Consider the following 14,825-nt stretch of genomic DNA (forward strand, 5'->3'; position numbering starts at 1 on the left):
GTCCGCACTGTAACGCAGCTATAACACGCATAGCTATGGCTTGACACCGTGCAATACCGAGCCAAAACTGGGAGCGCTCACGGTCTCATCACACCCCCACCGTTGGAGACAGTCATGAAGCGCACCATGCGCGCCCTCCTGATTGCCGCGACGAGCGGCTCGCTGCTGCTCAGCGCGGCCTGCTCGTCCGGCGACGACGCCTCGTCCGCATCCGGCGGGAAGGTCGAGCTGACCTTCTGGTCCTGGGTGCCCGGCATCGACAAGGTCGTCGCCCAGTGGAACGCCGCCCACCCCGACGTGCACGTCACGGTCAGCAAGCAGGCGCAGGGCGACGAGGAGGTCACCAAGGTCCTCACCGCCAACAAGGCCGGCAACCCGCCGGACCTCTTCCAGGCCGAGTACCAGGCGCTGCCGACCCTGGTGAGCAACGGGGCGGCCGGCGACATCTCGAAGTACACCGGCGACGCCAAGTCGAAGTTCGCGCCCGGCGTGTGGAGCACCATCACGCTCGGCACCGACGCCGTCTACGCCGTCCCGCAGGACTCCGGCCCGATGATGCTGTACTACCGCCAGGACGTCTTCGCCCAGCTCGGGCTCAAGGTGCCGGCCACCTGGGACGAGTTCGCGCAGACGGCGAAGCAGGTGCGCCAGAAGGACCCGAAGCGGTACCTCACCACGTTCTCGGCCGGTGACCCGGGCTGGTTCGCCGGGCTGTCCCAGCAGGCCGGGGCCAAGTGGTTCGGCGTCAACGGCGACACCTGGAGCGTCAAGGTCGACGACGACGCGACGAAGAAGGTCGCCGACTTCTGGGGCGGCCTCGTGGCCTCCGGCGACATCGACAAGCAGCCGATGTACACCCCGGAATGGAACAAGGCCCTCAACGACGGCACCCTCATCGCCTGGCCGAGCGCCGTCTGGGGCCCGGGCGTGCTGTCCGGCAACGCCCCCGACACCGCGGGCAAGTGGGCCATCGCGGAGCTGCCGCAGTGGAGCGCCGGCGAGCACAAGACCGGCAGCTGGGGCGGCTCGTCGACGGCCGTCGCGGCCAAGTCCAAGCACGTCAAGGAGGCCGTCGAGTTCGCCGTCTGGCTCAACACCGACACCGCCGCGGTGACCGGCCTGATCAACGAGGGCGGCATCTACCCCGCCGCCACCGCCGCGCAGTCCGGCGGGGCGCTGTCGAAGCCGCCGGCGTTCTTCAGCAACCAGCCCGAGTTCTACACCCTGGCGCAGACCATCGCCGGTACCGCCGCCGGGGTCACCTGGGGCCCGAACGTGAATGTCACGTACGCCACGTACAAGGACGCGTTCGCCAAGGCGATCACCGACAAGGCGCCGTTCACCGGCGCGGTCACGCAGATGCAGCAGGCCACGGTGGACGACCTGAAGAAGAACGGCTTCAAGGTCTCCGGATGAGGCAACGGTCCCGGCGTACGGCGCCCGCCCGGGTGCCGTACGCCTTCCTCTCCCCCGCCATCGCCCTGTTCGTGGTGTTCATGGTCGTGCCGATCGGGTACACCGTGTACCTGTCGCTGCGCCGCGTGCAGGTCAGCGGCCTGGGCCTGGGCGCCGCCGCCCGCGCCGAGCACTTCGCCGGCCTGGACAACTACCGGCAGGTGCTCGACGACGGCGAGTTCTGGCACAGCGCCCTGCGGGTGCTGATCTACGGCTGCCTGCTCGTGCCGGCGATGCTGGGCCTGGCGCTGCTGTTCGCGCTTCTGCTGGACTCGCCCCGCGCCCGGGCCCGCCGGTTCTCGCGGGTCGCGATCTTCATGCCGTACGCCGTGCCCGCGGTCATCGCGAGCCTCATGTGGGGCTTCATGTACCTGCCGTCGGTCGGCCCCGGCCAGTACCTGCTGACGAAGGCCGGCGGGCACCCGCTCGACCTGCTCGGCCCGACCAGCGTCTACTTCTCCGTCGCCAACATCGCGCTGTGGGGCGGCACCGGCTTCAACATGGTCGTGCTGTTCACGGCCCTGCGGGCGGTGCCGAGCGAGCTGTACGAGGCGGCCCGCATCGACGGGGCGACGGAGTGGCAGATCGCCTGGCGCATCAAGATCCCGATGCTGACCCCGGCGCTGATCATGACGTTCGTCTTCTCGCTCATCGCGACCCTGCAGGTGTTCAGCGAGCCGACCACGCTGCGCCCGCTGACCAACTCGCTCCCGTCGAACTGGACCCCGCTGATGAAGATCTACCAGGACGCGTTCGCCCGCGACGACATCCACCTGGCGGCGGCCGCCTCCGTGGTGCTCGCCGTGGCCACGCTCGTGCTGTCGTTCGGGTTCCTGCGCCTGGTGCAGCGCCGCGCGTTCGGGGCCGAGACGTGAAGCGCTTCGCGGTGGTGCCGACGGTGGTGCTCGTGGTCGGCGCCGCGTACTGCCTGCTGCCCATCGTGTGGGTGGTGACCGCGTCCACGAAGAGCAACGGCGAGCTGTTCCGCACGTTCACGCTCGCCCCGGGCACGGCGCTGTTCGACAACCTGGCGGACCTTTCGCAGTACCAGAGCGGGATCTACTGGCAGTGGATCCTCAACACGGCCCTGTACGCCGGCGTCGGCGCCCTGCTGTCCACCGCGGTGTCCGGGGTCAGCGGGTACACGCTGGCGAAGTATCGCTTCCCGGGCCGCAACGCGGTGTTCAACGTGCTGCTCGCCGGGGTGCTGGTGCCGGCCGTGGTGCTGGCGATCCCGCAGTACCTGCTGCTGGCGAGCTTCCACCTGACCGACACCTACTGGTCGGTGCTGCTGCCGAGCGTGCTCAGCCCGTACGGCATCTACCTGGCCCGCATCTACGCCGCCGCCGCGGTCCCCGACTCGCTCGTGGAGGCGGCCCGCACCGACGGCGCCGGTGACGTGCGCATCTTCGCCAGCGTGGCCGTACCGTCGATGCTCCCCGGGCTGGTCACGGTGTTCCTGTTCCAGTTCGTGGCGATCTGGAACAACTTCCTGCTGCCGTACATCATGCTGACCTCCGACGACAAGTTCCCGGTGACGGTCGGGCTCTACACGATGCTCAAGCAGGGCAACACCACGCCCGTGCTGTACACCCTCGTGGTGACCGGCGCCCTGCTGTCCATCGCGCCGCTCGTCGCGCTGTTCCTCACCCTGCAGCGGTACTGGCGCGTCGACCTGCTGTCCGGCGCGGTCAAGGGCTGACCGTCGTGCAGAATGTCGAGGTGCCCAAGCCTCGCGAAGCCCGCCGCCGCCCCACGATCAACGACGTGGCGGCGGCGGCCGGGGTGTCGCGGGGCACGGTCTCGCGCGTCCTCAACGGCGGCCACGACGTCAGCGACGCCGCCCAGGAGGCGGTCGAGCGCGCGATGCGCAAGACCGGCTACGTGGTCAACCAGCACGCCCGCAGCCTCGTCACGCAGCGCTCGCAGTCGGTGGCGTTCATCCTGTCCGAGCCGCAGGAGCGCCTCTTCGAGGACCCGAACTTCAACGTGCTGCTGCACAGCTGCACGCAGGCGCTGGCCAAGCAGGACATCACGCTGCTGCTGACCCTGGCCAGCAGCCTGGAGGACCGCAAGCGCCTCGGCCGGTACCTCACCGGCGGCCACGTCGACGGCGCGCTGCTCGTCTCGACGCACAGCGGCAACCCGCTCATCCCCGAACTGCTGGCCCGCGGCCTGCCGGTCGTCGCGTGCGGCAAGCCGCTGGGCTTCGAGCGCCAGGTGGCGTACGTGGCGGCCGACGACCGCGACGGCGCCCGGCAGATGGTCACGTACCTGCGCTCGGCCGGCCGCCGCCGCATCGCCACGATCACGGGCCCGCTCGACACCTCCGGCGGCGTCGAGCGCCTGGCCGGCTACCGCGAGGCCCTGGCCGAGTCCTCGCCGGAGCTGGTCGCCCACGGCGACTACACCCGCGCGAGCGGCGAGGCCGCGATGCTGTATCTGCTGGAGCGCGCCCCCGACCTCGACGCCGTGTTCGTCGCCTCCGACCTCATGGCGGCGGGCGCCCTGACGGCGCTGACCCGGGCCGGCCGCCGCGTCCCGGAGGACGTCGCGATCGGCGGCTTCGACGACAGCCAGATCGCGACGAACACCCAGCCGCCGCTGACGACGGTCCGCCAGCCGTACCCGCGGATCGGCGCCGAGATGGTCCGCCTGCTGCTGTCGCTGATCGACGGCGAGAGCCCGGCCGCGGTCATCATCCCCACGGAGCTCGTCGTGCGGGAGTCCGCCTAGGCTGCGTTCGCCTCCTGGGGCCAAGCCGGGGGCGTAGCCGTGGGCCCCGGCGTTGACCCGCCAATTGCGCCGGCGCAACACCAACGCCCGCCACCCCGCGTCCTGGCCACGCAACGCCGCGAGCACGCCACCGCGGGCCCCCGGCGTTGACCCCGCCACCTACGCCGATCCCGCGCCGGCGCAACACCAACGCCCGCCACCTCGCGTCCTGCCCGCGCAACGCCGCGAACACGCCACCGCGGGCCCCCGGCGTTGACCCCGCCACCTACGCCGATCCCGCGCCGGCGCAACACCAACGCCCGCCACCTCGGGTCCTGCCCGCGCAACGCCGCGAACGCGCCCGCATCCGCAGTGAACGCCACCGCGCTGGGGCCAATCGGCCGCCGTTCACGGCATGAGCGACGGCGCCCGCACGGCGCGGATCATGCGAATTTCCCGCACGCCGTCCTCGACCTTGGCCGCCCCGTCGGCGACGAAGCCGTGCCTGCGGTAGAACGCCTGCGCGCGAGGGTTCGGATCGGCGACCCACAGCGCCACCGACTCCGCCGGCTCGATGACGGCCTGCAACAACGCCCGCCCGGCACCCGTGCCGTGGTCGGCCGCGTGCACGTAGAGCACATACAGCTGCCTCGCCCACGCCACCGCAGCCTCCAGCGGCGGACCCGACATCGCGATCCCGATCAGCTCGCCCTCCCGCTCGGCGACGGCCGCCCGGTTCCCGCGATATCGCTCGTCGGTCAGGACGGCGGTCCAGAGCCGCTCCCGGGCCGCCGGAAAACCCGGATCGTCAAGGACCGCATCCGCCATCAGCCCCCGATACGTCTCCTGCCAGCACCGAACATGCACACGCGCCATCTGAGCGACGTCCTCGACCCGGGCCGAGCGAACGGTCAGCGGGGAACCCACCGCCGAATCGTAAGCCGCGGCAGGTGCTCGCCGAACCGCGCTTACATCGAGCGGGCAGAGTGCGCCCGCGACCGGAGAAGGCTGCGCGCGCGTAATCCGTCGTTGCCGGCGTCGAGAGCGTGACCGAGGCGAGTGGCCGTGGCAAGCGAGCGACCCCGTGTTCGCACACCCCGGCTGCGGTCGTTCCGGTCTTCCTCACCGTACCATCCGCCACCTACTCGATCTCCAAGCACATAACCCACGGTGACCGCACGACCACTGGCCCGGCGACCCCGGTCGTGCCGGAATCGCTTCCGGCACGACCGCCCCCGTGGCCGCCCCAACGACCATTGAGACGCCGCAGGGCGGCCGGCGGTTGGAAAAATCTTCAGCAGGTGACGTCGATGTCCAGGACGGCCACCTCGCGCGGGCCGGCGAGCACGACGGTGCCGATCTCGGCCTCCATGTCCTCGTCGGCGAAGTCGACGGGCAGGAAGCCGGTGCCGTGCAGGGACTCCGGCTGGACGCGGTCGAGGAGGGTGTCCAGGAGGTCGTGGCACAGGTACGCGGCGATGTGGTCGTCGGGGATCGCCGGGTAGTCGCCGGTGCCGTCCCAGTCGGCGCCGAGCTCGGTCAGGCCGCCGCGGGCCACGTTGAGCAGCGCGGAGCGCAGGTCGTCGGGGGCGATGGGGGCGAACTCCGGCTCGTCGTCGTCCTCGAGCGGCGCGTCCTCGCGGGTGCGCGTCCACCAGTCGATCGGGTCGACCGGGCCGTCGCGGTCGGCGAGGAAGGCGCGGAACGTCACCGGGTTGTTGTTGTTCACCCACAGCTGGTCGCTCAGCAGCGTCATCAGGCAGGGCAGGCGGCTGTCCGGCGGGGGCGGCTCGACGCTCGGCGCGGCCGACAGGGTCAGGCGCAGCGTGCGGTCCTTCCAGTCGCGCAGCAGCAGCGTGAGGTCGTCGCCGGGGGCAGGGGCACGGCGCAGCTGGACGTACTTGCTGTCGAGCTCGCTGGCGAGGTACCGCTGCAGGCTCCGGCTCCTGGCATCGCCGGCCGGGAGCCGTCCGGCCAGCAGCAGATCCGGGTCCGGGACGGGCTCGGCGGTGCCCCACTGCGACGGGTCGTCGAGCGCGAACGACGCGCGCCAGCCGGGGGCGGTGGCGGGCGACCATGCGGCGAGCAGCCACAGCGCCGAGATGACGGCCGCCTGCGGGACGGTGGGCGGCGGGCCGGCGCCGAGCGGGCCGGGCAGCGGCCGGCGGTTCCAGGACTCGGTGTAGCTGGTGAGGCGTTGCACGGCTCACTCCTCGGATCGGCTGAAGTCGATGTCGAGGACGGCGGTCAGGTGGTACCCCTCGAACACGATGGAGCAGATCGTCTCCTCGTCGTCATCTGCCCAGACGTCCGGCCAGTAGCCGGCGGTGACGACCCGGGTCACGCGGACCTGTTCGACGAGGGTGCCGAGCAGGTCGCGGCACAGGTGGGCGGCGATGTGGCCGGCCGGAAGCGGCGGCCAGGTGTCCTCGTCGGGCGAGGCGTCGTAGGCGTCGGCGAGCTCGTCCAGGCTCGCCCGGGCCGTGTTCTCCAGTGCCTCCCAGGCCTCCTGCTCGCTGATCGGGCGCCACTGCAGCTCGGGGTCGGGCTTGCGCTCGTCGGTGTTGGAGCGGATCGACGCGGCGAACGTCACCGGGTTGCTGTCGTCGACCCACAGCATGTCGCTCAGCAGCGTCATGACGCACGCGAGCCGGGTGCGCAGGCCGCCGTCGGGGCCGTCGGCGCCGATGGCCGGTGGCGGCTCGACCGCGCCCGCGGTGGCGATGGTGAGCCGCAGCGCGCCCTCGGCCTGGTCGCGGAACACCAGCGTGAGGTCGTCGCCCGGGACGCGGCGCAGCTCGGTGTACTGCCCGGTGAGCTTCTCGGCGAGATAGTCGCGCAGCCGCTCGCCGCGCTCGTCGGTGACCGGGACGGCGTCGCGCAGCAGGGCGGCGACGTCGTCCACCTCGGCCGCGTCGGCGAAGTCGAAGTCGGCGTCGTCGTCGAGGGCGAACCGCGCCCGCCACCCGGGCATGCCGTAGGGCGCCCAGGCGGCGAGCAGCCAGACGGCGGCGATCACCGGCCACTGCATGACCGTCGCGCCGGCGAGGCCGTCGACCGGCGCGGGCTGCGGGTTCCACGGGTCGGTGTAGCTCGTCGTCTGCTCCACGCCCCGATCGAACCACACGGCGCCAACGATAAGGATTGTTAACCGTCCATTGACATGCACGTGCGTCGATCGGTAACGTGAGAGCGCTCTCAGCGACCCATGCCCGCCCTCAGTACCTGGCCGCAGAGAGCGCTCTCTCTTGCCCTCGGAATGGAGGACACTCCGCGATGCAGCTCAGACGCATCATGCTCGCGCTGATCAGCGCGGCCGCCGCGACCGCCGCCGCCACGGCGGTCGCCCCGGCGGCCCACGCGATCGGACCCGCTATCCTGCCCGTCACCGTCACGAACAACACCGGCCGCGGCGACGCGGTGTACCTGTACGTCCTCGGCGTCAACCTGTCGTCCGGCCGGCTCGGGTACGTCAACTCCGCCGGCACGTTCACCGCGTGGAGCGGCGGCGCCATCCCGCCCGCGCCGGCCCCGGACGTCTCGATCGGCGGCCCCGGCAACGGGGGCTCGACCACCATCCGGTTCCCGCGCGGATTTTCCGGCCGGGTGTACTTCTCGTTCGGCGACAAACTGAAGTTCTTCATCACGCCCGACGGCCTCGTGCAGCCGGCCCCCTGGGCGGCCGGCGACCCCAACCAGAACATCCTGTTCGACTGGAGCGAGTTCACGTACAACGACGCCGGCCTGTGGATCAACAGCAGCCAGGTCGACATGTTCGCGGTCCCGCACGCGGTCACCGTGACCGGCGCCAGCGGCGCCACCCAGCGCACCGGCGACCTGGTCAACGACGGCCGCAACACCGTCATCAACCAGATCAAGGCCCAGTCCGGCTGGGCCGGGACGGTGTACACCCGCTCGGACGGCACCGTGCTGCGGGTCCTGTCGCCCGGCAAGGCCGCGGGCGCGGGGCTGCTCAGCGCCACGTACCTCGACTCGTACATCACCAGCGCCTGGAACGCCTACACGTCCAAGACGCTGACGGTCGTGCCGTTCGCCGACCAGCCGAACACGAAGTACTTCGGCCGGACCAGCGGCAACACCATGACCTTCACCAACGCCTCGGGCGCGGTCGTGGCCTCGTTCAACAAGCCGAGCTCGGCCGACGTCTGGGGCTGCGCCGGCAACCTGCCGGCCCCGAACGACCAGGTGGTCGGGCCGATCTCGCGCACGCTGTGCGCCGCGCTCAACCGCGGCACGCTCGGCACGGTCGACACCCAGCCCGACCTGAACTCGGCCGGCTTCTACAAGAACAACCCGACCAACCAGTACGCGAAGATCATCCACGCCAACATGGCGGACGGCCGAGCGTACGCGTTCCCGTTCGACGACGTCGGCCACTTCGAGTCCCTCGTCACCGACTCCGACCCGCGCTCGGCCTCGATCATCCTGAGCCCGTTCGGCGCGGGTGGCGGCGGCACGCCGGCCACGTGGACGAGCATCATCAACAAGAACAGCGGCAAGTGCGTCGACGCGCGCTCGTCGGGCACGGCGAACGGCACGGCGATCCAGCAGTACACCTGCAACGCCACGTTCGCGCAGCAGTTCCAGCAGCAGGGCACCGACAGCGGCTACGTGCGCATCAACAACCGCAACAACGCGGCCCAGGTGCTGGACGTCAACGGTGTGTCCACTGCGGACGGTGCGCTGGTGCAGCTGTGGGCGTACGGCGGCGGCGCCAACCAGCAGTGGCTGGCGGTCTCCGAGGGCGGCGGCTACTACCACTTCGTGAGCCGCAACAGCGGCAAGTGCCTGGACGTGCCGAGCGCGTCCACGGCGGACAGCGTCCAGCTGCAGCAGTGGACCTGTAACGGGACCGGGGCGCAGTCCTTCCGGCTGGCCTGACGTTCTCAGGGTTCCTGGTACGGCGCCGGCTCGCTCACCCAGCCGGCGACGAGAACCAGTCCGGTCGGCCGGTGCACGGCCAGGAACCCGAACGGGCGGTCGAAGTCGGCGTACACCCGGCGCTGGCGGAACGTCCGCATCGGCGGTGCCGCGGCGGCCAGCGCCATCGCCACCGCGGTCACCGCGGCCGCCCGGAAGCCCTGCGCGGTGAACTCGGCGACGGCGTCCTGGCGCGCCCCGGACACGGCGAGGTCCACCGGGCTCACGCCCGGGAAGTGACCGACGTCCGGATCGCTCGCCGCCGCGAGGCCGAAGACGTCCGCATGCGCGAGCAGGTCGTGCGAGCCCTCGACCCGGAACCGCACGGTGCTCACCCGGCACTCGGGCGCGTCCTGCGCCGCCTGGAACTCCTCGACCCGCACCCCCGGCCCGTCCTCGAGCGGCAGCGCCGGCGCGCCGCGCAGCGCCCCGATCGCCGCCGGCAGCACCGCCGAGGCCGGCTCGCCCGGCCCGCCGAGGGCCAGCACCACGTCGACGTCCTCGGCACCGTCCACAGTGAACAGTGTGAGCGGCCCGGCCGCGGTGCCGGCGACCCGCAGGCGCTCCAGCGCGCCGGGGCCCCTGTCGGTGCGGCGCAGCCCGGCCAGGTGCCGCCCCGCCCACGGCCCGTCCGCCGGCGCGGAGAGCCCGTCGGTGAACGGATGCGCCCACTCGGTGCGCACCGACAGGGCGCTCGCCAGCATGACGAGCGTGTCGGGGCCGACCGCGAGCGGGAACGCCGGGATCAGCCCGCCGGTCCACTCGGCCGCCCACGAGTCCAGGACCGGCCGGTCGACGGCCGGGTCGCCGGTGAGCCTCCCGCGGCGCTGCGGCGGTACGGCGGCCTCGAACGCCTCGCGCAGCGGCACCTCGGCCCGCGACCAGACGGCGGCCGCCAGCCGGGCGGCGGGCGAGTCCGGGAAGTCCAGGGGCTCGGGCGCGACGGCGAGCAGCTCGTCGCGCGCCGCGCCGCCGGCGAACGGCCCGAGCAGGCCCAGCAGCACGTACGCCCCGGCGCCGGACAGCACGGTGCCGCCGTCGCCGAGCGTGGCGGCCCAGCGGGCGGTGAGCGCGTCGGCCTTCTCGAAGGCGCGTCCTGCGGAGTCCGTCATGACCGAAGCCTAGTCAGGTAGCTGACAACGATCCGTCCAACCAGCCGGCACGGTCCGGCGTCTCAATACCCGTCCGCAGATGTACAACGGGGAAGGATCCCACCATGCACCTCAAGAAGGCATACGTCGGCGCCGGCATCCTCGCGCTCGGCACGGCCCTTGCGTTCGCCGTCCCGGCCACGGCCAGCGCCCAGGCCGGCGGCGACCCGACGATCCGGATCGCGAAGCAGGCGAAGCTCTCCGACGGCGGCGTCACCGACACCGTCACCCTCAGCCTCGCCTGCCCCGCCGGCATGCAGGCCCACCTCAGCACCACCGTCACGCAGAAGCTCGGCACGTTCGAGGTCGCCTTCGACACGGGCACCCTCGACGTCGTCTGCCAGGGCGGCACCCAGAAGGTCCAGATTCCCGTCGCCGGCAACCCGCTGGCGCCGTACCGGCCCGGCACCGCCGACGCCACGGCCCACGGCGAGTTCTACGACTCGTCCGTCGGCTACTTCATCGTCAACGACCAGCGCCTGATCACGAACGTCGCGTAGGTCCGCGACACCCCCCACCCGCGGCCGGGTCACCTACCCGGCCGCGGGATCTCTGCATATACCCCGACGGGGCATAAGTCCGACATGTCGTGGCGCGCAGCGCCCGACATGTCGGGTTCCGGCCGGTGAGCTACGGGTGCAGGACCGAGGCGAGGAAGCGCAGGCGGGCGGCGTGCTGGACGGTCTCGCCGCCCTCGTGGCCGTTGAAGTGGTACACCTCGATCTGCTTCGGGCCGGCGTAGTTGTGGTAGGCGCCGTAGACCGTCGACGGCGGGCACGTCGTGTCCATCATCGCGGCGCTGAACAGGGCCGGGGCCGTTGCGCGGCGGGCGAAGTGGACGCCGTCGAAGTGGGACAGGGTGTGGAAGACCTGCTCGACGCGGTCGCGGTGGACCTTCAGGTAGCCGGCGACCTCCTGGTACGGGCCGGTCGCGGCGCGCTCGGCGCCGCGGCGCATGTCGCACAGGAACGGGACGTCCGGCGCGACCGCGGCCAGGTCGGGGACCAGGCCCGCCACCGCGAGGGTCAGGCCGCCGCCCTGGCTGATGCCGGTGACCGCGACCCGCGCCGGGTCGACCAGCGGGTGGGTGCGGGCCGCCGCCACCGCCCGCACCGCGTCGGTGACGACCCGGCGGTAGAAGTGCTTGGCCGGGTCCAGGATGCCGCGCGTCATGAAGCCGGGGTGCTGCGGGCCGCCGCCCTCCGGCGCGAGGTCCTCGGTGTCGCCGCGCCGCCAGCCGCTGCCCTGGCCGCGGACGTCCACGAACAGGTGGGCGTAGCCGGCCGAGGCGTAGAGCAGGCAGTCCTCCGGCAGGCCGCGGCCGCCGTTGTACCCCGGGAACTCCACCACGCACGGCAGCGGGCCTTCGGCGCCGGCCGGCACGACGAACCACGCCTTCACCGTCTGGCCTTCGTGGCCGGGCAGGCTCACGTCGTACACCCGCAGCGTCCTGAGGCTCGTCGGCACCTCCTCGAAGACCGGCGCCGCGGCGGGCGGGCCCGCCAGGACGCCGGCCCAGAAGGCGTCGAAGCCGGCGGGCTCCACCGCCGTGCTGCGATAGGCGGCGAGCTCTTCGAAGGTGAGGTCGGACAGCGGCACGGCGGCTCAGCCTTTCAGGCCCGTGTGGGCAAGGCCCTCGATGAACTGGCGCTGGGCCACGACGAACACGACGAGGACGGGGATCGCGGTCAGCGTCGCCGCCGACAGCTGCACGTTCCAGGCGGGCCCGCCGTAGGCGTCGACGAACTGGGTGAGCGCCTGCGGCAGCGTGAACTTCGAGGGGGTGGACAGGAACACGATCGGCTCAAGATACAGGTTCCAGCTGTGCAGGAACGTGAAGATCGACACCGCGCCGAGGGCCGGGCGGGCCAGCGGCAGCGCCACCCGCCGGAACAGCCCGAAGCGGCCGAGCCCGTCGAGCCGCCCGGCCTCCTCAAGCTCGGGCGGCAGCGTGATGAAGAACTGCCGCATGATGAACGTGGCCAGGACGCTCGGCGCGCCGAAGATCGGCACCAGGATCAGCGGCCAGTGGGTGTCGATCATGTGCCACTGCTGGAACATCTGGAACAGCGGCACGATCGTCACCTCGCTCGGCACCAGCAGGCCGGTGAGGACCACCAGGAACAGCACGTTCTGCCCGCGGAAGCGGATGCGGGCGAACGCGTAGCCGGCCAGCGAGGACACCGCCAGCGTGCCGATGGTGCACACGATGGCGATGTACATGCTGTTGAGGTACTGCTGGGCGAACGGCTGCGCCTCGAACACGTGACGGTAGGCCGAGAAGTCCACGTGCGTCGGGATCAGCGACGGCGGGAACTTGAACACCTCGCTGACCGGCTTGACCGACGAGGTGGCCATCCACCACGTGGGGAACACGAACGGGATCGCCAGGACGCACAGCAGCCCGTACAGAGCGGTCTTGGCCTTACGACTCATGGAACACCCACCGCTTGCGCATCTGCCACTGCACGGTCGTGAGGATCAGGACGATCGCGAACAGCACCAGTGACAGGGTGGCGCCGTAGCCGAAGTGATGGAACTGGAACGCCTGCTGGTACAGGTAGTAGACGAGCACCGTGGTCGACGTGCCCGGGCCGCCCTGCGTCAGCACGGCGATCTGGGCGAAGACCTGCAGCGACCCGACCACCGTGATGATCGAGGTGAGCAGGACGGTCGGGCTGATCATCGGCAGCGTGATGCTGCGGAACGAGCGCCAGGCGCTCGCCCCGTCCAGCTTGGCCGCCTCGTAGAGCCCGGCCGGCACGCCCTGCAGCGCGGCGAGGAACAGCACCATGTTCAGGCCCACGTTCTTCACCACCTGCACGACGATCACCGAGATCATCGCCGTCGTCTCGCCCCGCAGCCAGTTGGGCCCGTGCCCGCCGGCGGCGTGCAGCAGCCCGTTGACGCCGCCGTTGTCCTGCAGCAGGAAGCCCCACACGATCGTCCACGCCACCATCGACACGACGACCGGCGAGAAGAACAGCGTGCGGAAGACCACCGTGCCGCGCAACTTCTGGTTGAGCAGCACGGCCAGCAGCAGCGCCAGGCTCAGGTTGAGCACCAGCAGCCCGGCCGAGAACAGGCCGGTGGCGGCGAGCACCTTCGGCAGGTTCGGGTCGTTCGCGAGCTGCCGGTAGTTGTCCCCGCCGACGAAGTTGAACTCGTCGGCGAGGACGTTCCACTCGTGCAGGCTGTACCACCCGACCATCACCAGCGGTACCAGCACGAAGACGACCGTGCCGGCCAGCTGAGGGGCGATGAACAGGTAGCCGGCCAGGTTCTCCCTTTTCATTTGCTGAGCAGTGGCTTCAGCCCGGTGCAGACGTTGTCCAGCACGCTCTTCACGTTGGCGTCGGGCTTCCACAGCGGGTCGAGGGAGGCGCGGACGTTCTGCGCGATCTCGGCCGAGCCGGTGTGGCTGGGCTTCACCACGCCCGCGGAGATGCCGTCGATGACGACCGACTGCAGCTGCGCGGGCTTGAGCAGCGGGTTGGTCTTGGCCATGGTCTCGGCGTTGAGCTGGCTCTTGCGGGCCGGCGGGAAGTACTGCGCGAGCTTGGCGCTGTTGGCCGGGTTGGTGAAGAAGCCGAGGAAGTCGGCGGCCGTCTGCGCGTGCTTGCCCTTCTTCAGCACGCCGAGGCCGGCCTGGCCGACGACGGCGTACTTGCCCTTGGGTCCGGTCGGCAGCGGGACCAGGTCCCAGCCGAACTTGGCGTCCTTGAGCAGCGAGGCCCGCGAGATCTGGGTGATCGTCATCGCCGACTGGCCGGCGAAGAAGTCGGCGGCCACGCCCGGGCCGGGCATCGCCTTGTCGGTGAAGATGGCCTTGTGCAGCGCGGTCATCGCGTCGACCATCTCCGGGGCGTTGAAGCCGCAGGTCTTGCCGTCGGCGCTCCAGGCCTGGGCGCCCCAGCCGGTCCACACCGCGGAGAGGTTGCCCCAGGTCTTGTAGTCGAAGTCGCGCACCACGATGCCGGCCGTGCCGGTCTGCGCGTTGACCGCCGCACCCTCGGCGAAGGCCTTGTCCCAGGTCCAGGTGCCGGCGGTGACGAGGTCGGCCGGGTTGTCCTGGCCGGCCTTCTTCAGCAGGTCGGTGTTGACGAACATGCCGAACGGCGAGGTGGAGAACGGGTAGGCGTAGAGCTTGCCGCCGTTCTGCCACAGCTTGGTGGCGGCGGGCGCGAGGTCGTCGCCCTGGGTGAGGTTGCCGTCGATGGGCACGAGGGCGCCGGAGCCGACGAAGTCGGGCGCGGAGTCCTCGAGGATCCAGGCCAGGTCGGGGCCGTTGCCGCCGGCGATCTGGGTGGTGAGCGTGGTGCTGTACGAGTCGAACGGCAGCGGGTCGAACTTGACCGAGACGTTCGGGTGCGCGGTCTTGTACTCGGCCGCGATGTCGTTGAACAGCTTGAGGTGGGCCTCGTTGGCCGACCACACGGTCATGCGCAGGTCGACCGGGCCGGTGTCCTCGGCGGCGGGCTTGGCCCCGCCGTCGCCGCACGCGGCGAGGGCGAACACTGACAGGGCGGCTATCGCCATGCGGAACTTCATGGTGGGACTCCT

At 71.2% G+C, this 14,825-nt stretch carries 14 protein-coding genes; 6 read left to right on the plus strand and 8 right to left on the minus strand.

Going from position 1 to position 14,825, the window contains the following annotated elements:
- Positions 1–114: 114 nt before the first annotated feature.
- The 4 genes from ACQEVU_RS32025 to ACQEVU_RS32040 are packed head-to-tail and all read left to right on the plus strand — an operon-like array spanning position 115 to position 4,191.
- Entirely contained in the window at positions 115–1,416 is a 1,302-nt protein-coding gene (locus ACQEVU_RS32025) for an ABC transporter substrate-binding protein (RefSeq protein ID WP_433330111.1), read from the plus strand.
- Positions 1,413–2,330: a carbohydrate ABC transporter permease gene (locus ACQEVU_RS32030; protein WP_433330113.1), complete on the plus strand. Its 918-nt coding sequence runs from the start codon at positions 1,413–1,415 to the stop codon at positions 2,328–2,330. Before ACQEVU_RS32025 ends, ACQEVU_RS32030 begins: the two co-directional genes overlap by 4 nt.
- On the plus strand, positions 2,327–3,157 hold the full coding sequence (locus ACQEVU_RS32035) for a carbohydrate ABC transporter permease (RefSeq protein WP_433330115.1): 831 nt from the start codon (positions 2,327–2,329) through the stop codon (positions 3,155–3,157). Before ACQEVU_RS32030 ends, ACQEVU_RS32035 begins: the two co-directional genes overlap by 4 nt.
- A gap of 20 nt (positions 3,158–3,177) precedes the next feature.
- On the plus strand, positions 3,178–4,191 hold the full coding sequence (locus ACQEVU_RS32040) for a LacI family DNA-binding transcriptional regulator (protein WP_433330117.1): 1,014 nt from the start codon (positions 3,178–3,180) through the stop codon (positions 4,189–4,191).
- 387 nt (positions 4,192–4,578) lie between these two features.
- Here the strand turns inward: ACQEVU_RS32040 and ACQEVU_RS32045 are convergent, their stop codons facing one another.
- The 3 genes from ACQEVU_RS32045 to ACQEVU_RS32055 all read right to left on the minus strand — a co-directional run bounded on the left by ACQEVU_RS32045 (position 4,579) and on the right by ACQEVU_RS32055 (position 7,297).
- The gene (locus ACQEVU_RS32045) at positions 4,579–5,097 is read right to left on the minus strand and encodes an N-acetyltransferase family protein (protein WP_433330119.1); all 519 of its coding nucleotides are present in this window, start codon (positions 5,095–5,097) and stop codon (positions 4,579–4,581) included.
- Positions 5,098–5,464: 367 nt separating this feature from the next.
- Positions 5,465–6,373, minus strand: a complete 909-nt coding sequence (locus ACQEVU_RS32050; protein ID WP_433330121.1) for a hypothetical protein — start codon at positions 6,371–6,373, stop codon at positions 5,465–5,467.
- 3 nt (positions 6,374–6,376) lie between these two features.
- A complete protein-coding gene (locus ACQEVU_RS32055) occupies positions 6,377–7,297 on the minus strand; it encodes a hypothetical protein (RefSeq protein ID WP_433330123.1) in 921 nt (306 codons plus the stop codon).
- 149 nt (positions 7,298–7,446) lie between these two features.
- On the opposite strand from ACQEVU_RS32055, the gene ACQEVU_RS32060 reads away from it, so the two are divergent.
- Positions 7,447–9,072: a beta-1,3-glucanase family protein gene (locus ACQEVU_RS32060; protein ID WP_433330125.1), complete on the plus strand. Its 1,626-nt coding sequence runs from the start codon at positions 7,447–7,449 to the stop codon at positions 9,070–9,072.
- A gap of 5 nt (positions 9,073–9,077) precedes the next feature.
- Here the strand turns inward: ACQEVU_RS32060 and ACQEVU_RS32065 are convergent, their stop codons facing one another.
- The gene (locus ACQEVU_RS32065; RefSeq protein WP_433330127.1) at positions 9,078–10,223 is read right to left on the minus strand and encodes a serpin family protein; all 1,146 of its coding nucleotides are present in this window, start codon (positions 10,221–10,223) and stop codon (positions 9,078–9,080) included.
- A gap of 104 nt (positions 10,224–10,327) precedes the next feature.
- On the opposite strand from ACQEVU_RS32065, the gene ACQEVU_RS32070 reads away from it, so the two are divergent.
- Positions 10,328–10,762, plus strand: a complete 435-nt coding sequence (locus tag ACQEVU_RS32070) for a hypothetical protein (protein ID WP_433330129.1) — start codon at positions 10,328–10,330, stop codon at positions 10,760–10,762.
- Between the two features lie 130 nt (positions 10,763–10,892).
- On the opposite strand, the gene ACQEVU_RS32075 is transcribed toward ACQEVU_RS32070, so the two are convergent.
- The 4 genes from ACQEVU_RS32075 to ACQEVU_RS32090 are packed head-to-tail and all read right to left on the minus strand — an operon-like array spanning position 10,893 to position 14,813.
- Positions 10,893–11,861: an acetylxylan esterase gene (locus ACQEVU_RS32075; RefSeq protein ID WP_433330131.1), complete on the minus strand. Its 969-nt coding sequence runs from the start codon at positions 11,859–11,861 to the stop codon at positions 10,893–10,895.
- A 6-nt stretch (positions 11,862–11,867) separates the two neighbouring features.
- Entirely contained in the window at positions 11,868–12,698 is an 831-nt protein-coding gene (locus tag ACQEVU_RS32080) for a carbohydrate ABC transporter permease (protein ID WP_433330133.1), read from the minus strand.
- Positions 12,688–13,557 (minus strand): carbohydrate ABC transporter permease, encoded by an 870-nt coding sequence (locus ACQEVU_RS32085; protein WP_433330135.1) that lies wholly within the window; start codon positions 13,555–13,557, stop codon positions 12,688–12,690. Before ACQEVU_RS32085 ends, ACQEVU_RS32080 begins: the two co-directional genes overlap by 11 nt.
- Entirely contained in the window at positions 13,554–14,813 is a 1,260-nt protein-coding gene (locus ACQEVU_RS32090; protein ID WP_433330137.1) for an ABC transporter substrate-binding protein, read from the minus strand. The genes ACQEVU_RS32085 and ACQEVU_RS32090 overlap by 4 nt, the downstream gene beginning before the upstream one ends.
- Between the last annotated feature and the right edge of the window lie 12 nt (positions 14,814–14,825).

Source organism: Dactylosporangium sp. CA-139066 (assembly GCF_050936175.1).
GTDB lineage: Bacteria > Actinomycetota > Actinomycetes > Mycobacteriales > Micromonosporaceae > Dactylosporangium.